The organism is Kroppenstedtia guangzhouensis, assembly GCF_014637345.1.
Taxonomy (GTDB): domain Bacteria; phylum Bacillota; class Bacilli; order Thermoactinomycetales; family DSM-45169; genus Kroppenstedtia; species Kroppenstedtia guangzhouensis.
Genome location: NZ_BMEX01000002.1, coordinates 302,901 through 326,793, shown reverse-complemented (window position 1 = coordinate 326,793; position 23,893 = coordinate 302,901). Strand labels below are relative to the sequence as shown.

General features: G+C 51.5%; 13 protein-coding genes. All 13 read left to right on the top strand.

Translation table 11 applies throughout. The annotated features are described in order from the left end of the window. Positions 1 to 283: 283 nt before the first annotated feature. The 13 genes from IEV46_RS04005 to IEV46_RS03945 all read left to right on the top strand — a co-directional run bounded on the left by IEV46_RS04005 (position 284) and on the right by IEV46_RS03945 (position 23,875). Positions 284 to 1,153 carry an ABC transporter ATP-binding protein gene (locus IEV46_RS04005; protein WP_188430139.1) on the top strand — a complete coding sequence of 290 codons (870 nt, stop codon included), beginning with the start codon at positions 284 to 286 and terminating at the stop codon, positions 1,151 to 1,153. Then, positions 1,083 to 2,006, top strand: coding sequence for an iron-hydroxamate ABC transporter substrate-binding protein (locus IEV46_RS04000; protein ID WP_188430137.1), 924 nt, complete (start codon positions 1,083 to 1,085; stop codon positions 2,004 to 2,006). Before IEV46_RS04005 ends, IEV46_RS04000 begins: the two co-directional genes overlap by 71 nt. A 62-nt stretch (positions 2,007 to 2,068) precedes the next feature. Further along, positions 2,069 to 3,070, top strand: coding sequence for a FecCD family ABC transporter permease (locus IEV46_RS03995; RefSeq protein WP_188430135.1), 1,002 nt, complete (start codon positions 2,069 to 2,071; stop codon positions 3,068 to 3,070). After that, entirely contained in the window at positions 3,067 to 4,086 is a 1,020-nt protein-coding gene (locus IEV46_RS03990) for a FecCD family ABC transporter permease (protein WP_188430133.1), read from the top strand. Before IEV46_RS03995 ends, IEV46_RS03990 begins: the two co-directional genes overlap by 4 nt. Before the next feature lie 170 nt (positions 4,087 to 4,256). Beyond that, positions 4,257 to 4,967 (top strand): response regulator transcription factor, encoded by a 711-nt coding sequence (locus tag IEV46_RS03985; protein ID WP_268235870.1) that lies wholly within the window; start codon positions 4,257 to 4,259, stop codon positions 4,965 to 4,967. Continuing rightward, positions 4,964 to 6,925: an ATP-binding protein gene (locus tag IEV46_RS03980; RefSeq protein ID WP_188430128.1), complete on the top strand. Its 1,962-nt coding sequence runs from the start codon at positions 4,964 to 4,966 to the stop codon at positions 6,923 to 6,925. The genes IEV46_RS03985 and IEV46_RS03980 overlap by 4 nt, the downstream gene beginning before the upstream one ends. 263 nt (positions 6,926 to 7,188) lie before the next feature. Further along, entirely contained in the window at positions 7,189 to 7,896 is a 708-nt protein-coding gene (gene yknW, locus IEV46_RS03975; RefSeq protein ID WP_188430126.1) for a YknW family membrane protein, read from the top strand. Positions 7,897 to 7,920: 24 nt separating this feature from the next. Beyond that, on the top strand, positions 7,921 to 8,787 hold the full coding sequence (locus tag IEV46_RS03970) for an efflux RND transporter periplasmic adaptor subunit (protein WP_188430124.1): 867 nt from the start codon (positions 7,921 to 7,923) through the stop codon (positions 8,785 to 8,787). Continuing rightward, positions 8,784 to 9,482 carry an ABC transporter ATP-binding protein gene (locus IEV46_RS03965; protein ID WP_188430122.1) on the top strand — a complete coding sequence of 233 codons (699 nt, stop codon included), beginning with the start codon at positions 8,784 to 8,786 and terminating at the stop codon, positions 9,480 to 9,482. Before IEV46_RS03970 ends, IEV46_RS03965 begins: the two co-directional genes overlap by 4 nt. After that, positions 9,479 to 10,675: an ABC transporter permease gene (locus IEV46_RS03960; RefSeq protein ID WP_188430120.1), complete on the top strand. Its 1,197-nt coding sequence runs from the start codon at positions 9,479 to 9,481 to the stop codon at positions 10,673 to 10,675. The genes IEV46_RS03965 and IEV46_RS03960 overlap by 4 nt, the downstream gene beginning before the upstream one ends. Positions 10,676 to 11,187: 512 nt before the next feature. Further along, positions 11,188 to 12,153 (top strand): ornithine carbamoyltransferase, encoded by a 966-nt coding sequence (gene argF / locus IEV46_RS03955; protein WP_188430118.1) that lies wholly within the window; start codon positions 11,188 to 11,190, stop codon positions 12,151 to 12,153. A gap of 16 nt (positions 12,154 to 12,169) precedes the next feature. Next, the gene (locus tag IEV46_RS03950) at positions 12,170 to 12,370 is read left to right on the top strand and encodes a hypothetical protein (RefSeq protein WP_188430116.1); all 201 of its coding nucleotides are present in this window, start codon (positions 12,170 to 12,172) and stop codon (positions 12,368 to 12,370) included. Positions 12,371 to 12,484: 114 nt separating this feature from the next. Next, on the top strand, positions 12,485 to 23,875 hold the full coding sequence (locus IEV46_RS03945; RefSeq protein ID WP_188430114.1) for a non-ribosomal peptide synthetase: 11,391 nt from the start codon (positions 12,485 to 12,487) through the stop codon (positions 23,873 to 23,875). The last annotated feature ends 18 nt before the right edge of the window (positions 23,876 to 23,893 follow it).

Here is a 23,893-nt window from a genome sequence, read left to right as displayed (position 1 = left end):
ACTATACAGTGTTTCTATGCTTTTTGCAAAAGGGATGGAGGCAGAGAAGAGAGATGAGATGTTTTTCGCCAGGGATGGTTTGGATGGATTCATGATCAAAAGCAACTTCCGAAAGCCGGGAAAAATGTATGAACGGTACGATGAATGTCCGTTAAGAAAGATTGACGGATGGAAGGGCGATTTTTGTTCTGATTTGTGAGTTGACAGGATCATTAACTCCTTGTTATAGTGATGACGAAATTGATAATCATTATCAAACGAATGTTGAGGTGTTGGGACAGAGATGTTTCGACTACATACCGAAGGTTTACACATCGGATATGGCGATCATCTGATTGTCCAGGATTTGAGTGTGGTCATTCCCGATGGAAACATTACCACCATCATCGGAGCAAACGGCTGCGGTAAGTCAACGTTGCTGAAAGCGATGACACGCATCATCTCCCCGCACTCCGGGGCGGTCTTGCTGGACGGTGTGGATATCGCCCGTGAAAATACAAAAACCATCGCGCAAAACCTGGCGATTTTACCACAAACACCGGAAGGAGCAAGAGGGCTAACCGTTGTGGAGCTCGTCTCTTACGGTCGCTTTCCTTATCAAAAAGGATGGGGGCGGTGGACCCGGCGGGATCGGGAAGTGATCGACTGGGCGCTGGAGGTGACCGGTACGACGGAATTTAAACATCGCCCGGTGGACGCATTGTCAGGGGGTCAGCGACAACGCGTTTGGATTGCGATGGCTTTGGCCCAAGAGACAGATATTATTTTCTTGGATGAACCGACGACCTATCTTGATTTGGCTCATCAATTGGAAGTGCTGGAGCTGTTGCAGAAGCTGAATCGCGAACAGGGTCGAACCATCATCATGGTCCTTCATGACCTCAATCAAGCAGCGCGCTTTGCTGATTACATCATTGCGATGAAACAGGGTCAAATCGTCCGGGCGGGATCTTGTGAAGAAGTGATTGTCCCCGATGTGCTGCGTGAAGTCTTCCAGATCGACGCGGTCATCGATCGGGATCCACGCACAGACAGACCCATCTGTCTCACTTACAACTTGATCAAAGGAGAAGATCAACAAGATGAAGAAATGGCTCATTCCGATTTTGCTGGTCTCCTTGATGCTTGCCGGCGCGTGCAGTCCCCAAGGTAAAGAGGAAGCAAAGGGATCAAAAAAAACCATCATCTATCCATCTGAAAATGGCCCCGTCGAGGTGCCCGCTGACCCGAAACGGGTGGTTGTGCTCTCATCATTCGCCGGTAATGTCATGGCACTGGATGTCAACCTGGTCGGTGTCGACTCGTGGTCCCGGATGAACCCACGTTGGGAAAAACAACTGAAAAACGTACCCGAAGTATCGGATGAAAACCTTGAAAAGATCATCGAACTCAACCCGGATTTGATTATCGGTCTCTCAAACATCAAAAACCGGGATAAATTGGAAAAAATTGCACCCACTGTGACATTCACATATGGTAAGCTGGACTATCTCCAGCAACATATCGAAATCGGCAAATTGCTCAATAAAGAAAAAGAAGCGACTGCCTGGGTGGAAGATTTCAAGAAACGGGCCAAAAAAACCGGTCAAGAGATCAAAGCCCGGATCGGTGAGGATGCAACGGTTTCCGTCATCGAAAATTTTGATAAGCAACTCTATGTTTTCGGTACCAACTGGGGACGGGGCACAGAAGTTCTGTACCAGGCGATGGAACTGAATCTGCCGAAAAAGGTGAAGGAAAAAGCATTGAAATCCGGATATCATGCATTGTCTCCGGAGGTTCTTCCTCAGTTTGCCGGAGATTATCTCATCGTCAGTAAATATGACGACACTGACAACTCATATATGAAAACCAAAACGTATAAAAGCATTCCAGCAGTGAAAAAAGGTCGTGCTTTCGTGGTGAACGCGAAGGAGTTCTATTTCAATGATCCACTCACACTGGATTATCAGTTGGAAGTCTTCAAAGAGAAGTTTCTCGGTGAATCAGAAGGAGAAGACGGGTAATCCTGTGATCTGCCATCTCCCGTTTTTTCTGAAGGGTTGAGTGAAGGGGGAACAAGGGGTTCATGAACCGTCGAGCACGGGCTTTACCTGTTTTATTTTTTGGCTTTCTCCTGTTGTTTGTTCTCATGTTCCTCGGAGCAATGGTGTGGGGGGCAGCAGATACGACAGTCCGGGATGTTTGGCTGGCGCTCACTTCTTCTGAAAGGAACCAAAAAATTGATATTTTGCGCGAGATTCGCTTCCCACGGGAAGTTGCTGCCATCGGAGTCGGTGCTGCTTTATCCGTATCGGGGGCCATCATGCAGGGCATGACGCGCAACCCCCTCGCCGATCCGGGACTGCTCGGTATCACAGCGGGGGCAAATGCTGCTTTGGCGATTGCAATCGCACTTCTTCCGAACCTCGACTATTTTGGCAATATGATCGCTTGTTTCATCGGAGCCGGGACAGGTTCGTTGATCGTTTGGGGATTGAGTGCCATGCGAAAAGGGGGGGCTTCACCTTTTCACCTCGTATTGGCGGGAGCGGCCGTTTCTACATTTTTTTTTGCGGTGGCAGAGGGAGTCGCCCTTATTTTCAAAATTTCAAAGGATGTATCGATGTGGACAGCTGGTGGATTGATCGGAACGACGTGGAATCAGCTATATTGGGTGATGCCGGTCATCTTTGTCGGGATCCTTGGGGCGATTTACTTTTCGCGTCAGCTGACCATACTCAGTTTAAACGAAGAGATCGCAGTAGGACTGGGGCAAAAGACGCAACATATCAAATCGATTCTCTTTGTCATTACCATTTTATTGGCAGGAGCAGCTGTTTCATTGGCTGGAAATCTGGTATTTGTCGGCCTGGTGGTCCCCCATATTGTTCGATCCATCGTGGGAGTGGATTATCGTCTGATCATCCCGTCTGCTGCGATCATCGGCGCCACCTTGATGTTGCTTGCGGACACACTTGGACGGACGATCCAAGCTCCATATGAAACCCCGGTGGTGGCGATTTTGGCCATGGTCGGATTGCCCTTCTTTCTCATCATTGTCCGTAAAGGAGGTCAAGCGTTCCCGTGATCCCGACTTCCCTCCGGCGCAAGCAAAAACGTTGGATTTATATGCTCTTTGCTTTGATTCTTTTCACCATGGTGATCGGCATGGGGTGGGGACCCGCATCTTTATCCTATGATCGTCTGATTCCAACCTTGATCGGTCTGGGAACTTTTAAAGAAGAGTTCATTCTCTTTTCTGTTCGCCTCCCCCGACTCTTGATCACATGCTTGGCAGGGATGGCCCTCGCTTTGTCCGGTGGGATCCTGCAATCGGTGACTCGCAATGATTTGGCAGATCCGGGAACGATCGGCATTAACTCTGGCGCCGGTGTGGCGATCACCGTCTTCTTCTTGTTTGCCCCGCTGGAGGTGGGGAACTTTGCCTATGCGATTCCCTTTGTCGCCTTTGTGGGAGCCCTTGTGACTGCCTCAGTCATTTATGTGTTGGCTTATGGAAGACGCACAGGATTGCAGCCGATGCGTCTGATATTGATCGGGGTGGGATTCTCCGCCGCTCTTTCCGGGATGATGATCATTCTCATTTCTTCAGCGGAACGACAAAAAGTTGATTTCATCGCGAAATGGCTGGCCGGATCTGTTTGGGGAGTGGATTGGCCCTTTGTGTGGGCGGTTTTTCCATGGCTTTTGATCTTGGTTCCATTTGTCTGGATCAAATCGAATCAGATGAACCTTCTCTCCATGGATGAAGCGGTGGCGATTGGAGTCGGGCTGCAGCTGAACCGGGAGCGCCTCCTGCTTCTGCTTGCGGCTGTCGCCTTGGCAGCCGCGGCGACTTCGGTGACGGGAGGGATTGCCTTTGTTGGACTGATGGCTCCCCATTTGGCCAAAGCTGTCATCGGACACCGGACGCAGTTATATCTGCCGATCTGTCTGTTGCTCGGTGGCTGGCTATTGCTGGTGGCAGATACCATTGGACGCAACCTTGTCGACCCGGAAGGAGTACCGGCTGGGGTGATTGTGTCACTTATTGGTGCTCCTTACTTTATCTATCTGTTATTCAAAAATCGCCTGGGATACTAATGTGAAAGTCACTCCTTCTGGAGATGGCTTTTTCTTTTTTAGAAGAGGATTTGTTGTCGATGGGCTGGGATCGTAAATGCTCCATGTTCGATCCTGTTTCGGGGCTGTATCTCTCCCTTGTCATATTCCGTTATACTGATAGAAGAAATATCTTCTTGAAAAGAGAGTGAATGGACTTGTCTCATATTTTACTGGTTGAGGATGAAGAAAGATTGGGCCAACTTATTTCGGAACAGCTCCATCTGGAGGGACATCGGGTCTCAGTGGCTTCTGATGGTGAAGAAGGGTACCGGATGTGGATGCAGGAACAACCGGATCTGGTGATCCTGGACTGGATGTTGCCCCGGATGGACGGGGTGGAAGTCTGCCGAAAAATCCGGGAGACCTCGATTGTTCCCGTGATGATGTTGACGGCCAGAGGAGATGAAATGGAAAAGGTATGGGGGCTGGAAGTGGGGGCGGATGATTATATGACCAAGCCCTTCAGTACCCGGGAGCTGAAAGCCCGTGTCCGGGCATTGTTGCGTCGGGCAGCCTTCGGGAAGGAACGGTCGGAGTCCACTTGTGAAGATGGGGTGCTCTCCTTTCCGTTTATGCAGTTGGACCGGGAAAGGCGGGAAGTGAAGTTGGAAGAACAGCTCTTGGTTTTGACTCCCAAAGAGTATGAGCTGTTGGAGCTGTTTCTTTCTTATCCCGGTCGGGTGTTCAGCCGGGCTTATTTGATGGATCGGATCTGGCGGGCAGATTATCTGGAGAATGATCGCACCGTGGATACCCAAATTTCCCGGTTGCGCAAAAAAATGGGGATCTACGGAAAAACGATTGAAACGGTCTGGGGAACCGGCTATAAATTCAACCCGGGGAAAGGTTCTGAAGCATGAACCCCAAAGGGATGTGGGGAGCGGGGATTTGGCGCACTTCTGTGGAAACCAATCTTCCCATGGTCTTTTCGATCGTCTTGGTGATGATTTGGCCGCCGCAGGCCGTCGTCCAGATCGGATGGTATTTTGTTTTCTTCCTGGCGATCTTCATTTGGCAGGTAATCTGGCCGGCTTACCGGCTTCGGCGCAAAGCAGGCACCATCTGGGTGCGGATTCGTTATTGGTTTTGGTTTCTATCATTGTTATCCCTGTCTCAAATCATATTGAATGAAGTGTTGGAATGGTTGTTTTTCCAAGAGATGATGGGAAACAGTTATCCGGAATTGTATGAGTACTTCATGGAGGATCAGGGGGGGATGAGTAAAGTCTTCGCCTACCTGATCAGCTTTTTCATTTTATTTCTGTTGATTGCCGGCAATCGTTTGGTCTTTTGGAGTTGGTTTCGGTTTTTGCAGTGGACACGGAGGAAGCTGGTTCGACAATTCACTCTGTCCCACATTATGATGTTGGTTCTGCTTTTTTGGCTCTGTGCGGTCGTTTGGATGGTGTATCAGGTGACCTGGGGAATGCCGAAAAACCTGAGCGGGGTGAATCAAGCAAAGGAAGCGGCGACTTGGACCTCACCTCTTTTGCAGTCGGGGACCTCGGAAAAGGATTTACAACGATGGGTGAATCAGCTGAAGGAGGCCCAGGGTCCCTTTCCTTTTTGGTATTTTGACAATGTGACCAAGGAGCGTCACTGGAGGCTTTATGATCGGAAGGGCGACCGGGTGGTCGGGGATCCTCCCCGAGCTGCCGGAAGGGAAGAGAAGCTGGTTCGAAAATCCCTGCAGGGAGGGGTTGCCCGTTCAGAAAATCTGAATGCTTCCACCCATCTGGCAGTGGCTCCGGTTTGGGACGATCAGTACCGGGTGGTCGGGGTTGTGGTGCTGGAGAAACAGATCGAACCGGTGTTGCAAATTTCCTCCATGATTATGATCTTTATTCTGTTTTTGGCTGTTTCTTTTGGCGGTGTTTTTCTCTTTTTGATCGTGGCCATGCTGATCGCTTCCTTTTTTGCCTACCTTCGTGCCCGGGTCTTGACCCGACGATTTGAAAAAGTGAGGGTTGCGTCGTCGGAGTGGTCCAAGGGCAGACTGAATCACCGGATCGCGACCGATTGGCCGGACGAGTTGGGGACGATGAGTGATCAGCTGAATCAAGTAGCTGCTTCGTTGCAAGAGGCGACCTGGAAGTTGGAAAAAGAGAAAGAACAGGTGGAGACGCTACTGCGTCAAAAAAAGAAGTTTATGGCGGATGTCTCCCATGAATTACGAACACCTGTAGCGATATTGAAAGGATGTCTGGAAGTCGGGGAGATGAAGGGAGAGCTGGGAAACCAGGATCTGTTCCGCAGGGAGTTGGATCGGTTGCAACAGATGATTGATGAATTGTTTATGCTGGCCACAAAAGATGAGCAGGATGAGAATGAGCCGTTTTTACGGGAGTTGCTTCATCCGGACGGCTTGTTACAGGAAGTGTTCGAAACCTTTCAGCCCATCGCTTGGCGGGAGAAGAAGATTTCTTTGGAATTGTCCCTGCTGGAGAGTGACCGGCAGATCATTGCGGATCCTGTCCGTCTGCGGCAGATCTTGCACAATCTGCTCCGGAATGCTCTGCGGCATACTCCGGAAGGGGGGCTGGTCAGTCTGTCAGCAGAAGAGGATCAAGACCGTGTGCTGTTGATCGTGGCTGATACCGGATCCGGAATGTGCGAAGAAGAGGTGGCTCATGTGTTCCAACGTTATTACCGAGGACGTGTCACCAGCGGGGTCTATGAGGGAGCGGGGATCGGTCTGGCTCTTGTCAAGGAATGGAGTGAGCGAATGGGGGCCGAGGTATCTGTGCAAAGCGAGGAAGGGGAAGGAACACAAGTGATCCTCTCTTTTGCCGTGACGGATGGGGAGGGAAGTGATTGAGCGGAACTGAAAATGGACAATGAAAAGGGAGCGTGAACTGTCGCAGCGAGGCCGGGAGAGAAAAGGCGAGATTGGTGCACGATAGGTGCAACAGTCGTGTGGTAGAACACGATCTTACCACCTGAAATATGGCTGATCATCATGTTTGGATAGGAGGTACATTTTTGCAAAACTTTTTTGATATGGTTGCAAAGGTCCTGTGTTACGATGTTTGTGAACGGAATGGAATAAAGCGAGGATGATGAAAAAAGGAGGTTTGCCGCTTGTCCGATGTACAGACTTCTTCATCCGAGGTGAGAAAGCCTTCATTGCTTGGGGTTTTGTTTTCGCCGACTGAACAGTTTGAGCGGATCCGGGAAAAACCCCGGTTTGGAATGGCGCTTACCATCTTGATGGTACTGAGTGTCATTATTCTTTCACTTACAGGTTTGGCCTTGGTTGAGAATCCCATCTATATGGAAAAGGCGGGGGTGGAGGAGGCTGGACTTCCACCTGAAGCTTTTACAGCCATCACTATTGGAAGCATGCTGTTTGGGGGGGTGATCGGCACCCCGGTTCTTCTCTTGTTACGAAGTTTGTTTCATTGGCTGTTTATGATGTTGTTTCGGGGAGAAGCCTCATTTAAACAGCTCTTTTCATTGAATACTCATCTGTATTTGCTGCCAGTTCTCAGCAGCTTGATCTACATGGTTTATCTGTGGGTGACAGGTGGCGGTGGAACCGACCCGGAAACACTTCCCACCAGTCTGAGTGCTTTTGTTTCCGCTGAGGGTTTTCTCAAGGGATTGTTGGGTGGGATTGAAATTTTTGCCATTTGGGAATTGATCTTAACTGCGAGTGGTTTGTCCATCGTTGGTCGGTTATCCAAAGGCAAAGGCTGGGCTATCGCTCTGATCATCTTTGGTGTGACTCTCTTGATGATGGCCGGGTTTACCGCTTTGGGGGAAATGGCCGACTCGATGGCACCATAAAACGAACCTTGATGGGGGAAGAAAATGAATAAAAAAACATTGATCGGCTTGGGGGTTGTTCTCCTGATCGGACTGGCGGTGGGTGCCGCCGCCCTTAAAAATCAGGCACAAAAAGTGGAAGTCAAAACGGAAAAATTGAAGAAAACCGCGATTCATGAAGAGATTACCACTTCTGGCAGTTTGATGCCAAAAGAGATGCAGACCATCTATTACCGGCCGGAAATGGGGGAGTTTGATAAAATTCTGGTGGACGAGGGGGACAAAGTGAACAAAGGGAAAGGGATTTTACAGTACAAAAACCCTTCCCAGCGGGTAAAAAGCAATCTCCGCGGCACCGTGATTCAGGTGAACCCACCGGGATCGACCGGTGACGACCGTCAACCGGCGGTGGTGGTCGCTGATATGAACCAATTGGTAGTCCAGGCGGATGTGACAGAATATGATGCCTTAAAAGTGAAAAGAGGACAACGGGTCACCTTGAAATGGGATGCGGATCCCAGCCGGGAATGGACCGGGAAAATCAGCCGTGTTGCCCAACTGCCCAAGAACTCCGGGGTGGAGGGAGCGGGAAAAGAGTCGGATCAGATCAAATATGAAGTGGAAATCCGTTTGGATCAAAAAATTCCTCTGAAGCTGGGTTCCCGGCTGATGGCATCGATCCGGACGGATGAACAAACGGTAAAGTCCGTTACTCAGAAGGCATTGGTTCGAAAGGATGACAAGGACGGAGTCTTTGTAGTGGAGAACAACCGGGCAATCTGGAAAGAGGTGGACCCGGGGATTTCCGATGGCAACCGGGTGGAAATCCGGTCCGGTTTGGCCGGGAAAGATGAGATTATCATCAATCCACCGCATGATTTGAAAACCGGAGCGGAAGTGACGGTTCCATGATTCGGTTGGAGGGAATTGAAAAAACCTATCAAACAGGAGAAATCGCCGTCCCCGTCTTGAAGGATATTTCGCTGACGATTGAGGAGGGGGAGTATGTCTCCATCATGGGGCCCTCCGGTTCAGGGAAATCCACTCTGATGAATCTGATCGGTTGTTTGGATCAACCGACGGCAGGAAGTTACTATTTGAATGGAAAAGAGGTCAGCCAAGCGGATGAAACCGTGCTTGCCCAGATCCGAAATCAATGGATTGGGTTTGTGTTTCAGCATTTTCATCTGTTACCCCGGATGAGTGCCCGACAGAATGTGGCACTGCCTTTGATCTATGCGGGATTTACCAAGACGGAACGGGAGAGACGGGCCCGGGAGGCGCTGGCCAAAGTGGGCTTGGATGACCGGGAGCACCACCGACCTTCGGAGCTGTCCGGGGGACAGCAACAGCGGGTGGCGATTGCTCGTGCGCTGGTGAATGAACCCCACCTGTTATTGGCGGATGAACCTACCGGTGCACTGGATACCGCCTCAGGAGCCCGGGTGCTGGATCTCTTTGATGATCTGCACCGGGAAGGACGGACGTTGGTTGTGATCACTCACGATCCGGAAGTGGCAGAGAGAGCACAAAGACAGGTCGTAATCCGTGACGGCCGCATCATCGGGGACTCCATCCAGAGCAGAGGGAAGGAGGAGATCCGGTGAAACTGCTTGAGAATCTCAAGATGGCCTTGGATTCCATTCGCGCCCACAAGATGAGAGCGGTTTTAACCATGCTGGGAATCGTGATCGGAGTGGCATCCGTCTTGATCATTGTGGCCATCGGTCAGGGAGGGACGGAGGAGCTGACCCAAGCATTTGCCGGTGCGGGGAATACCATAAATGTGATGCCCAATGAAGAAACCCTGATCAACAACAATGGACAAGTGCCTCCCGGTTTCTTCACAGAACAGGATATTCGGGATCTGGAAGATCTCCCCGGCGTGAAACAAGTAGCTGCATCCAGTTACGAGATACTGGATATCCGGTACCGAAAAAAGGAAAGTGAAGGGGCGATGGTGCTCGGAGTGAACAACAACGCCTTTATGGAAATGGACGGTCAACAGGTGACCCAAGGCCGTTCTTTTCAAACCGCTGATTTTCTCAGTGGAAATTCCGGTGCCGTGATCAGTCACAAAATAAAAGAGGATCTCTTTCCCAATGAGGATCCCGTAGGGAAAATCATCCGGATCGGAACGCAACCGATTCAGGTGATCGGTGTCTTGGAAGAGCCGCAGGGATTGATGGGCTCTTTTGAGCAAGCCATCATCTATTTACCCTACCAGACCTGGCGAGGAGTTCTGGGTAAAAGCCAGATCAACCAATTAACCCTTCAGGCGGAAAGTGCGGATCGGATCAAAGATGTAGGGGATTCCGCGATCCAGTTGCTGGAAAGTAACCACCAGACAAAAGGGGATTATGAAGTGATGAACCTGGATCAACTGGTCAAAGGAATTAATCAAGTGGCTGGGATCATGACCATGGTCATCGGTAGTATCGGGGGAATCTCCCTGCTGGTCGGTGGAATCGGTGTGATGAATATCATGCTGGTATCCGTGACGGAACGCACACGGGAAATCGGAATCCGTATGTCCTTGGGAGCGACACGGAATCAAATATTAACCCAATTTTTGATCGAATCGGTCACACTGTCCATCATCGGTGGATTGATCGGAATCTTGCTGGGGTATGGAGCGATTGGCCTGATCGCATTACTGTCTCCTTTACCGGCAGTGATTTCCCCGTGGGTGACCTTGGGTGCAGTCCTGTTTTCCGCTCTGTTCGGTGTCATTTTCGGCTTATTGCCCGCCAATAAAGCTTCTCGCATGAACCCGATCGAATGCCTTCGCTACGAATAGTCACCTCCCGTTTACCCAACCCCCTTGCCGAAGCATAGCTGGCGATCGCAAGGGGGTTTTTTGTATTTGTCATTTTCAGTGGGAGATCACTTGCTGGGGTGAAGTTGGTCTGTTTATTATATTCACTTTTATTTACTAACTTTTAGTTTATTCTAAAGGAGAATAGATTCTTTTGTGGAATATATAAGTATAGGCTGTTGATGAAGTGTTGTGCAGATGTAATCCAAGAGAATGCTGGCCGGACAAGCCAATTTGCGGTTTCCCCTCATTCATTGGCCGTGAAGCACCAACGCTTCCGGGACTTTATGGGGGGCGTAATTCCCTTAATTATCCTTGTAAAAAAGACTATTTAATAACCAAAAAATGGACGTAGAAAAGGGAGTCGTGTACTGTCATAGGGAGACCGGGAGCGAAAGGGGCCAGGCGCAACTGGTGCCCTCCGGGTGTAACGTGGTAGACACGATCTTGTTCCTTAACATGCTTATCTTGACCCAATAAAGGAGTGCTGATTGGTGAATTTGAGAAATCGGGATTTTCTGAGTTTGAAGGATTTTAAAAAAGAAGAATTGGAAACCTTGCTGGAGCTGGGGCTGGAGATGAAGAGAGGACTCGATCACAAAGAGTATCTCAGCAAAAAAACGCTGGGTCTTTTGTTCAGTGTACCGTCCACCCGCACTCGCATCTCCTTTCAAGTGGCCGCCCGCCAACTGGGTGCTCATGCGGAATATTTCAGCAACACCTCTTTGCAACTGGCAAATAAGGAGAGCATCCGCGACACGGCTTCGGTAATGAGCCGCTATCTTGACGCGATTATCGTGCGCTGGTATGACATGAGAGACTACGGCATGGGCCGGCGAACTTTGGAGAAATTGGCCGAGTATGCGGATTGTCCGGTGATCAATGCATTGGATGATAAAGATCATCCCTGTCAGGTTTTGGCTGATCTGATGACCTTGAAAGAAGTTTACGGCGAATCCTACAAAGAGAAAAAAATCGTCTTCACTTGGGGATATGCGGAACGCAAAAAATCACCGGGTGTTACCCACTCCCTGCTGACGGCGGCGGCTCAACTCGGCATGAATCTTCGCATCGCTCATCCGAAGGGATTTGAGCTGGATGAAGAATATACGTCTTTTGCAAGCCAAGCGGTCAAGAGTTCAGGCGGCACCATCGAATACTGTCATGACTTGGAGGAGGCTTTGGAAGGTGCCGACGTGGTCTATGCGAAAACGTGGGGCAGCCTGACCCTGCCGGTCGAAGAAGAAAATCGTCTCAAGTTGGATATCCGTGATGAATGGTGTGTGACGAAAGAACGTTTCAAACTGGCCAACGAAGGAGCTTACTTTATGAACTGTCTCCCGATCATCCGGGGTGATGAAGCCACAGCCGACGTGATCGACAGCAAACAATCGCTGATCTACGAAGAGTCGGAAAACCGACTGCATATTCAAAAGGCGATCCTGACCTCCTTGCTGTAAGCCGGATGTCGAAAGGATGCACCGAGAACGGGGGTTACAAAAGGAAGAGACTTTTGCAATCACCGATGTTGTGCGCGGAGATCTGTTCAAAAAAATTCCTCCTGATCAAACCTTATTTTTCAATCCGATAGGGATGGCCTCCTTTGATATTGCCATCGTAGCTTACTATTATACCCAAGCTGTAAAGAAAGGGATCGGGATGACTCTTGCTGAGTAAGGATTGCACACCCCATAACAACCCACCGGGACAATGACAAAGTGATCCGTCAGGGGTGTCGTACAGCGGGTTGCGCTTCATTTTGATTTCCGACGAGTTCACGGGGGTGAATAAATGGGACAAAAGTATTCTTACTTACTGTATGACATGGAACCTTGCAAGCATTTTGAACATAATTGCATCGATGATGTGATCGCCACACTGGCCAATTACCTCGATCGAAAGCATGAATTGATGTATGCGAGGATGTGGGATTTCCGCTTTTCTCCAGACGGAGGCGGGCGGTTGGGTGATCGTATAAGGATTGATCCGAACGGTTTTTTCATCGATCTCGAAAAATACCACGGGATGAAAAGTAACACCCATCAGACAGATACATCCGATGAAGGATTATCCATCATTTTGAACCAGTTGTTCTCCGGCTATCCCGCCGTAGCGACCATGAATTCTTTCTGGGTCCCTTGGGACGAGAATTACCAAAAAAAGGATATTATTCATTCATTTGTGGTGACTGGATACGATCCGGAACAGAATTGTCTCTTTGCAACCGATCCCTATTTTATGGTCAAAGGGGAAAAGCTTCCGCTGGATCTCTTTCACAAAGGATATTTGACGGCGAGTACGCTGGAGCTTGTGAAGGAAGAAGTGACTGACTGGAAGCAAGTGGTGAGTGATCTGTATGGATGGGTGGAAAAGTTGCTGGTGGACAGGCAGATCTTCTCACAGATGCGTCTCTTTGCCGAGCAACTGGCGACTTCTTTCGATATGCGACGGGAGACGGAGGGCTTCCCTCATTTTACGGAAGTACCGTTATTTTCAGAGCTTGGACATGTGGCTGATGGACGGGTCAAGTTTGCGCAGATGCTCTCCTTTCTGGGTAAACACGTTCATCCCGGCTTTCAAGATGTTTCGGAGTCCATGAAAAAGTCGGCGGCAAATTGGGGCGTGATCCGCGGCACATTGATAAAGATGCATTTGACCGGAGTTGTCACTGCCGAAACGCTGGGGAAAACCGTCGAGCGGATCAAACTGGCAGCGGATGCGGAAGAACAGTTGGCCGGGAGGTTTTTGGAATTTATTTCGTCTCTCCGGGGAGGAGACGGGGAGAAGACCGTGTGGACGACATCTGCGGCGGAAGCAGTTTCCGCCTATGTGGAACCGGCCGGTGAGATGGAGACCCGGCTGGCTCGTCTTTGGAAACAGGTGCTTGGCAAGGAACGCGTCGGAGCCTTGGACCATTTTTTCGAGCTCGGCGGCCAATCCTTGCAAGCTTTGGCCAGTGTGTCGCTGTTGAAAAAGGAGTACGGGTTGGAGGTACCGGTCAGTTTGATCTTCCAATATCCGACCATTCGGGAACTGGCTGCCGTTCTGGAGGAAAAGTCCATGCGGCCCTTTCAAGGACTTGAGCCTGTGGGCGTGAGGGAGTACTATCCGGTAACTTCGCAACAGAAACGGATTTATCTGTTGCAGCAGTTCTCGGGGGCGGATACGGGCTATAACATTCCAAGCGCGATGGTTATTCGTTTCGCCGTCGACGCCGATCGGTTGGAAACAGCGTTGCAACAACTGGCGGCAAGACATGAGGCACTTCGAACAACCTTTCACCTAATTGATGGTGAGCCGAAACAGCGGATTGAGAATCAAGTGGAGATCCGCCTGCAGCGGATGGATATCAGTGATTTCACCGGTGATACGGAACAGGAGCGCATCCAAGCGGCAGTGGCGGATTTTGTCCGGCCGTTTGTTTTGGATCAAGGGCCTTTGGCCCGGTTTGCCTTGATGCGAATGGGAGAGGAACGGTACTTGTTCCTGGCTGATTTACATCATATCATCGCCGATGGTGTGTCCCTGGAGATTCTCAACCGTGAGTGCATGGCGTTATATAGGGAAGAGTCACTGCCTTTGCTTCCCTGGCAGTACAAAGAGTACGCCGTGTGGCAAGAAAAACAGCTTCAGACGGAGGCGATGTGCGAACAGGAGAGCTATTGGCTTCAAGCTTTGCAGGGGATCCCGCCGGGCTTGAATTTTCCGACTGACTTTCCGCGTCCGGCAAAACAAACCTTTGCCGGACGGCGTTTGACCTTCACGGTACCGGCGGATGTGACAGTCGGGATCAATCGTCTGGCTGTAAAGACGGGAAGCACTCCGTACATGGTGTTGCTCGCACTCTACTCGGTGCTGATCGCAGCGTACACACGTGAACGGGACGTGGTGGTCGGATCACCGATCACAGGTCGTTCCCATGCAGATGTGGAATCCGTCATTGGAATGTTTGTCAACACGCTGGTCATGCGTAACCGTGTCGAGCCTGAGCAGACATTTACCCAATTTTTGCGTCAAGTGAAAAAGACCGCATTGGAGGCGTATGAGAATCAAGATTTCCCCTTCGATCTTTTGGTGGAGAAGCTAAATATAGAGCGGGATCTCAGCCGTAATCCGGTGTTTGATACGATGTTTGTGATGCAGAACATGGAAGCTTTGGATCCGGCGGTAGAGGGGATTCCATTTACCCCCTATGAATTTGATCACGGTGTCTCCAAGTTTGATCTTTCGATGGAGTTGACAGAGCGTAACGGGGAGTTGCACGGCTGTCTGGACTACCGCAGGGATCTGTTTTTGCAGTCGTCCATGGAACTGTTCATCCAGCATTTCCAGGAGTTGTTGAGAAGCGCGACGACAAATCCGCACGCGAAGATTGCGGATTTGGCACTCATGTCCGAAGCTGAGAAAAAGCAACTGCTGCAGACCGAACGGGCGCGCGTGAAGGATGTCCAGTGGCCGGAAAATGCCACTTTGCATGAATTATTCCAAGAGCAGGTGCGCCGTTTTCCTGATGCGGAAGCCGTGGTCTGCGGAGACGAACGCCTGACCTATCGGGAGTTGAATGCCAAAGCGGACCGAGTGGCCCATGTTTTGCGGATGAGCGGGGTTGGAGCGGAATGCTTGGTGGCCGTGATGATGGAGCGATCCGTGGAGATGATCGCTGTTTTGCTCGGCGTTCTGAAAGCGGGTGGCGCTTATTTGCCCATCGATCCGGATTACCCGGAAGAACGTGTTTCGTTTATGCTTGAGGACAGTCAAACGAAGTGGTTGGTGACACAGCGGCTGCATGGGCAAAAAGTGGACTTCCCTGGTGAGGTGTTTTATGCGGAAGAATTGTTTGCGGGGAAGGAGCCGTCGGAAGGAATTATTCCCGCTCCGACAAAGGTTCGGCCTGAGAACCTGGCTTACGTGACGTACACCTCGGGAACGACGGGACGACCCAAAGGTGTGATGATCGAACATCGCCATGTGGTTCAATTGTTGGTTCAAACCCCTGGAAAGTTTAAATTTACGGAAGCGGATGTGTGGATGATGTTCCACTCCTTCTGCTTTGATGTGTCAGTCTGGGAGATGTACAGCGCTTTGTTGCACGGTGGTTCGCTGGTGATTGTTCCGAAGGATGTGGCCCGCGACCCTCAGGCATTTGCCGAACTGGTGTCCCGTGAGCGGGTGACTGTATTGAACCAGACGCCGTCGGCGTTTTATTCCTTCGAACAGGCGGTGGAGAGAAGCCATCTTGATTTCTCCCTGCGTTTTGTGATATTCGCCGGGGAAGCATTGAAACCGGGACTGTTGAAAGGCTGGAAAAAACGTTTTCCGCAAGTGCGTCTGATTAACATGTACGGGATCACGGAGACCACCGTTTATGTGACGTTCAAGGAAATCGGGGAAAGAGAGATCCGCAACAACCTGAGCAACATAGGAACGCCGCTTCCTACTTATAAGTGCATTGTTTGTGATGAGTGGGGACGACCGGTGCCCAAGGGGGTGCCGGGGGAACTGTATATTGGCGGAGCCGGGATTGCACGGGGATATTTAAACCGTCCGGAGCTGACTGAGGAACGTTTTGTGGAACATCCCGATTTTCCGGGAGAGAGGCTGTACAAGTCCGGTGACTTGGTTCGCCTTCAACCGGATGGAGAACTGGAGTACTGCGGGCGTATCGACCAACAGGTCAAGATCCGCGGCTATCGGATCGAGACCAGTGAGATTGAGGTCCTCCTGATGCAACATGAGCAGGTGCAGGAGGCGGCGGTGGTGGCGATTGCCGATGATATGGGTGTGCAGGAATTGTGTGCCTATGTGGTGGCCGATGAGGAAGTGAATCTCGCTGATCTGAGGGGACATCTGGCACATGAGCTGCCTTCCTACATGATTCCGTCCGCTTTTGTGAGATTGGAGAAGATCCCGCTTACTCCAAACGGAAAAATGGACCATCGCGCGTTGCCGAAACCGGATGTCAATATGCAGTCCGGAACAGCCTATATACCGCCTGCGGATCAGGTGGAAGAAGAGCTTGTCGCGTTGTGGCAAGAGGTGTTGCGTGCGGAGCGTATTGGTGTAGAGGACGATTTTTTCACTCTTGGCGGGCACTCGTTAAATGCAGCGGTACTCACGGCTGAAATTTCCAAACGGTTGGGTGTGCAGGTGCCGTTGCGCCAATTTTTTCAAACACCGACGATTCGCGCCTTGGCCAAGGTGATCCGTCACGCGGACAAAAGGATGTCAGAGGAGATTTCTCCTGCACCCAAGGCGGAGCTCTACCCGGTGTCTTCCTCACAGAAGCGCATGATTCTGTTACAGGACATGGACGGGGTGCAACTGACCTATCACCTCCCGAGTTGTTTCATCCTGGAGGGGCCGGTTGACACCACGCGAATCGAGTCGGCATTTCGGGCATTGATCAAACGCCATGAAATTCTGCGCACGCAGTTCGAATGGCAAGGGGATCAGGTGATGCAGCGGGTGCTGGAGGAAGTGCCCTTTGAACTGGAACAGATGCAGGGATCGCTGGAATCTTGGATGAGGCCTTTTGATCTGTCACAGGCCCCGCTGGTGCGGGCGGGCCTGCAGAAGCTGGATGCGGATCGGCACCTGATGGTTGTTGACATGCATCATATCATTACGGATGGTGTATCGATGGCCACTCTGGTAAGCGACCTGGTGAAGCTTTATTCCGGTGAATCCTTGCCAGAGATGCGATTGCAGTATAGGGACTACGCTGTCTGGGAGCAGAAACTGCTCAATTCGGAGGCGATACGTCGCCATGAGAAGTTCTGGAAAGAGCAGTTTGCAAAGGGCGTCCCCGTTTTGGAGTTGCCTTATGATCGGCCGCGTCCGCCGGTGAAAAGCTTTGCAGGCGGACTGCTTGAGTTCCGGGCTGATGCGAGCCTTTCGGAAAGGGTCAAACAGTTGGCTCTGGAGACGGATACGACCCCATTTATGGTGCTCATGGGAGCTTTTACGGTTCTCTTGTACAAGCATGGAGGACAGAGAGAAGTTGTTGTCGGATCGCCGGTTGCCGGCCGTCCCCATGCGGATCTCTTTCCACTGATCGGCATGTTTGTTAACACACTTGCCTTACGTTATCACATGGAACCGGAACAGACATTTGCTGCCTATTTGCAGGATGTGAAAGAGTGGACACTGGCGGCGTTTGAGCATCAAATTTACCCATTTGATCAATTGGTGGAAGAGTTGGATCTGCCTCGTGATATGAGCCGCAGTGCACTGTTTGATGTGATGTTCGTCCTGCAAAATATGGAGGAGCCTGAGCTGCAGGGAGAGGGAATCACAATCCATCCGCAACCGGCTGACACACGAACGAGCAAGTTTGATCTGACGCTGGCAGCAGAAGAGCGCCCTGATGGATTCGCCTTCACTTTTGAATATGCGACAGCGTTGTTTGATCGGGAGACGATGGAAAAGTGGTCGCGTCGATTGCTCCGGTTGCTTGAGCAGGTGACGCAAAATCGCGATGTTCCTCTGCAAGACCTGGAGATCCTGGCGGAAGAAGAGAAGCGGGCGATCCTCGCTCCGAGTTTTGCTCCACACCCCTCCCGCGAATCGGAGGGAATGACCGTTCATGCCAAATTTGAAGAGATGGTTCGAAAGCAGCCGGATGCAAAAGCTTTGGTCTGCGGTTCGGAACAACTCACTTATGCCCAACTGAATGCTAAAGCGAACAAAGTGGCGACGGTGCTGAGACAAAAAGGTGTACAACCGGATCAAACTGTCGGTGTGATGACAAAGCGGTCGACGGATTTGGTGGCAGCCTTGCTGGGCGTATTGAAAGCGGGCGCCGCATATGTACCAGTTGATCCGGAATATCCCCCCGAGCGCATTGGGTATATCCTGAAAGACAGTGAAGCCAAATGTCTTGTGATCCAACAGGAGTTGTATCAGGAAATGCAGGGGGCATTGGAATATGACGGCCAAGTGGTGTTTGTGGAGGAAGCGGTACGTGCCGCAGGAGAAGCAGAGACGCAACCGCCTGTATCCGAACCCCATCATCTCGCTTATGTGATCTATACATCGGGAACCACAGGACAACCCAAAGGGGTGGCGGTGGAACACCGTCATCTTCTGGAAGTGATTCTCAGTCTGCCGAAGGAGGATTTCCGTTTTGGTCCAGGGGACGTATGGACGGCTTTCCATTCCGTCGGATTTGACTTCTCAGTTTGGGAAATCTTCGGGTGTTTGCTGACAGGGGGAAAACTTGTGGTTGTCCATCGGGACACCGCACGAGACACCTCTGCATTTCTCGAACTGTTGCGCTCCGAAAGGGTGACGGTACTCTCCCAGACTCCTTCTGCCTTTTATGCGCTTTCCAGCCTGGAGGCATGCGGTGATCCGACCCTGTGCGTTCATACCGTTCTGCTGGGCGGAGAAGCCTTGAAGAGTTCTTCGCTGGCGGTTTGGAAAAAAAGATATGCGGACTGCCGCCTGATCAATATGTATGGAATCACGGAAACGACCATTGTCGGCACTTACAAGAACATAGGCAGTCGCGAGATCGAGAACAATGAATCGGCGATCGGTCAACCGTTCCCTCCCTACACCTGTTATGTGTTGGATGAGAATAAGCGCCTCGTCCCCCCAGGTACGCCTGGCGAATTGTACATAGGCGGTCGTGCGGTGGCCAGAGGTTATGTCAATCGGCCGGAATTGACGGCGGAACGCTTTATTCCTCATCCGTACAACCCCGCTGAAAGAGTGTACAGAACCGGCGACTTGGTGCGGGTTCGGCAAAATGGGGATTTGGAATATTTGGGTCGGGTGGATCAGCAGGTGAAGATCCGGGGATATCGCATTGAAATCAGCGAAATCGAGCATCATTTACAAGCCCATGACCAGGCGTTGGAAGCGATTGTCCAGCCCTTTGTCAATGACAGCGGGGAAATGGAACTGTGTGCTTATGTAGTAATGGAGAGTCAGGTTTCTCTGTCCGAGTGGCGTGAATATCTGGCGCAACGGTTGCCGATGTATATGATTCCGGCCTATTTTGTTCAGTTGGAAAAAATCCCATTGACCCCAAATGGAAAAGTGGATCGCCGTGCGTTGCCAAAACCGGATCCGTCCAAGCGGCTGGAAACTTTCTTTGTCGCTCCGGCTGATCATCTGGAAAAAGAGTTGGTCAAGCTTTGGCAGGATGCGCTTGATCTGGAACGAATGGGGGTTGAGGATGACTTCTTTGCCATCGGCGGACACTCGTTGAAGGCAACGATGTTGATCGCTCAGATACATGAACGGTTTGACGTGAAAGTGCCGCTACGTCAACTGTTTCTGACCCCGACGGTACGAGGGATCGCCCAGTACATTCGCCGGGCGGAACCGCATCGGTTTGCAAGCATCGGCCAAGCGCCAAAGGCGGAAACATATCCGGTATCGTCAGCACAGAAGCGGTTGCTTCTGCTGCATGAGCTGGAAGGGGCAGACACGTCCTATAACATGCCTGCTGTCTATCTGCTGGAGGGTCCTCTGAACCGGGAGCGGGTGGAAACGGCATTTCGCGGATTAATCGAGCGGCATGAGAGCTTGCGGACCTCTCTCGTTTGGAGAGAAGGAGAGCCTGTACAGATCATCTCCGAGGAGATCCAATTTTCTTTGGAGGAAATTCCGGCACAGGAAGTAAACGAAGCTGTGAAGGGCTGGGTGCGCTCCTTCGATCTGTCGCAAGCCCCCCTGTTCCGGGCGGGATTGATGCCACTGGACGATGAGCGTCACTTGCTGTTGCTGGATATGCACCACATTATATCGGACGGCTTGTCGATGAACATTCTGATCCGCGACTTTGCGGCGTTGTATGCCGGAAAAAAATTGCCTCCCCTTCGTTTGCAGTACAAAGACTATGCGGTCTGGCAACAGGAACAACTCACAACGCAGGGGATGGTCGAGCAGGAACAGTTTTGGTTGGACCAGTTTGCGGAGGGTGTTCCCGTGCTGGAACTGGCCACCGACCATCCCCGCCCCGCAACCAAATCTTTTGAGGGCCGCTGGTGGGAATGCGAGGCCGACACGGAATTGACCGCAAAGGTGAAGCAACTGGCGCAGGAGACTGGCACCACGCTGTATATGGTATTGCTTGCTGCCTTTTATGCCCTGCTGCACAAGCACAGCGGGCAGGAGGATATGGTAATCGGATCGCCTGTAGCCGGTCGTGCTCACGGGGATCTGGCTCCGATTCTTGGGATGTTTGTCAATACGCTGGCGATCCGTCAACGTCCAAAAGGAGAGAAGCCTTTCTCTCATTTCTTGCAAGAGGTCAAGGAGGGAGTGCTGGCGGCACAAGAACATCAAGATTATCCTTTTGATCTGTTGGTGAGTCGCTTGCCACTCAACCGCGACATGAGCCGCCAAGCCCTGTTTGATGTCCTGTTCGTGTTGCAAAACCTGGATATGCCAGAGGTCGGAGAAGTGCTGGACGGTTTGACGATCTCGTCGGTGAAATTCGAACATACGACAAGTAAATTCGATCTGTCACTGACGGTGGAAGAGCAGGATGACAAGCTGATGTTCGGTTTCGAGTATGCAACGGCTCTGTTTGAGGAAGCGACTGTGGACAGCTTGGGAAGCCGTTTCCTGCGGTTGCTGGAGGAAGTGACTCGTGATCCACATGTGCGGCTGGCTGACATTCAGTTGCTGACACCGGAAGAAGAGAAGTTCCTGATGACAGGGATGCAGCTTAAGGAACCGGAGGAAACAGAGGCTGATTTTGACTGGGACTTCGGGGAGACGGAACCGGCGGTAACGACAATCCATCGGCGATTTGAAGCCCAGCTATGGAGCACGCCGGACCGGGTGGCCGTGAAATGCGGTGAAGTGAGCCTGACCTATCGGGAACTGGATCGTTTGGCAAATGGATTGGCTCATGAGCTGCGGGCTAAAGGCGTTGCGGCTGATCAGAGGGTGGCAGTGGTCATGGATCGCTCTGTGGAGATGATTGCCGCTATGCTCGGGGTATTGAAAGCGGGTGGAGCATACGTTCCGATTGATCCGGACTATCCACAGGAGCGGATCGAATTTACGCTCCGAGACAGTGGGGCCGGTTGGTTGGTGATGCAGGAGTCCTTGGCAGAACATGTTTCTTTTTCTGGGGAAAAGCTGTTTATCGAGAAAGTGGTTCCTGCCGATGAAGCTCCGGAGGTGGATGTGCGGGAAGACCACCTCTGTTATGTCATTTACACTTCAGGAACCACCGGGCATCCTAAAGGCGTTATGATTGAACACCGGAATTTGCTTTCTGTGATGGACCGTTTATCGGGAGAGTTCGGTTTCCGACCCGGAGATATCTGGACGCAGTTTCACTCCATTGGGTTTGACTTTTCCGTTTTCGAGATCTATGGAGCCCTGCTGACTGGCGGTACCCTGGTCATTGTGCCCAAAGAGATAACCCGTGATACACCGGGCTTCCTTCGCTTGGTGCGTGAAGAGGGAATCACCGTGCTCGGTCAGACCCCATCCGCTTTCTATGCATTGTCAGAGTGGGAACAAAAGGGAGCTCCGGATCTGAACGTGCGTGTGATGATTTTCGGCGGCGAGAGGCTGAAACCATCGTTACTCAGGAGCTGGAAAACCCGTTACTCCGATTGCCGTCTTTTCAATGCCTACGGCATCACGGAGACGACCATTGTCGGAGCCGACAAAGAAATCGACTGGAACGAGATCGAACATAACATCAGCTCAATCGGTCATCCATACCCTGATTACACTTGTTATGTGTTTGATCAACATATGCGACCGGTGCTCCCGGGAGTAAGTGGTGAACTGTATATCGGCGGTCCGGGAGTGGCGAGAGGCTATATCAATCTTCCGAAACTGACAGCGGAACGATTTATCGCAAACCCATACTGTACGAAAGAGCGGCTGTACAAGTCAGGGGATTTGGTGCGGTTGCTACCCAATGGTGAAATGGAGTATCTTGGCCGCATCGACCATCAAGTGAAAGTTCGCGGTCATCGGATTGAACCGGGAGAGATCGAACGTTGCCTGCAAATGCATGAAAATGTACGGGAGGCGGTGGTGCTGGCGACAGAGGACCAATCCGGCATGGCGGAGCTGTGCGCGTATCTGGTGGCGTCTCCCGAATTGTCAATCCCCGAACTCCGGGTATATGTATCGGAACATTTGCCCGGGTATATGATTCCGACTCACTATATTCTGCTGGAGCGGATGCCGTTGACTGTCAATGGCAAAGTCGACCGTCGCGCTTTGCCCCAGCCGGACCCTTCGTCGCTCCGGAAGGCTTCTTACGAAGCACCGGCCAACACCTTGGAAGAACAGTTGGCGGCCATCTGGAAGGAAGTGCTTCATTTGGAGCGGGTCGGGGTCGAAGATGACTTCTTCCTGATCGGTGGCCACTCTCTCCGTGCAGTGAAGATGACGGCACTGGTCTATGAACGGCTGGGCTGGGAGATATCATTGCGGGACCTGTATGAACAGCCGACTATACGCCGGTTGGCAACCCGACTGGAGTTTGGAGAAAAGAAGCGGCAACCTCTGGTCTGTTTGAACGGCACGAGTGAAAGGTTGCAAGCGGGTCGAACACTCTTCGCCTTTCCGCCCCTTGGCGGCGATGCTTATACCTTCAAAGCGATGGCGGCTTATCTTACGGACATTCATCTTTACGGGTTTGATTTTATCCAGGAAGATGACCGCATTGCTCAGTACGTGCGTTATATTACCAGCGTTCAACCGGAAGGTGCTTACACACTCCTCGGCTATTCAGCGGGTGGCAGCCTCGCCTACGAGACAGCTGTCGCACTTGAAGCGGCAGGCCTGAAAGTGGCGGGCCTAATCTTGATGGACTCGGTACCCGATGGAGGCACAATCGATCGCGAGTGGGATGAAAATCAACTGCTTCGTCTTGCAGAGCATCATCTGGAAGGCGTGGCCGACTGGGTCCGGCAGCCGTCCCTGCGTCAAAAAGTGCTGAAAGAGATGAAGCGCTACTTGGACAGCTATGCAAATACGAACTATCAGAGGCCTATTCAGGCAGACATCCACCTGATCCGATCGCTCGATGGGACACCAGGTAGCCCAATATGGCCGGAACTGACAAAAGGGACGTTTGAGGAATCTCCTGGAGCCGGCAGTCACTTCACCATGCTCCAAGGGGAGGCGCTGGCTCACAATGCAAAACGGGTGCGGCAGATCGCAGGGACATGGATGCATTCATGTTGATCATGAGCCCAAAGGAGG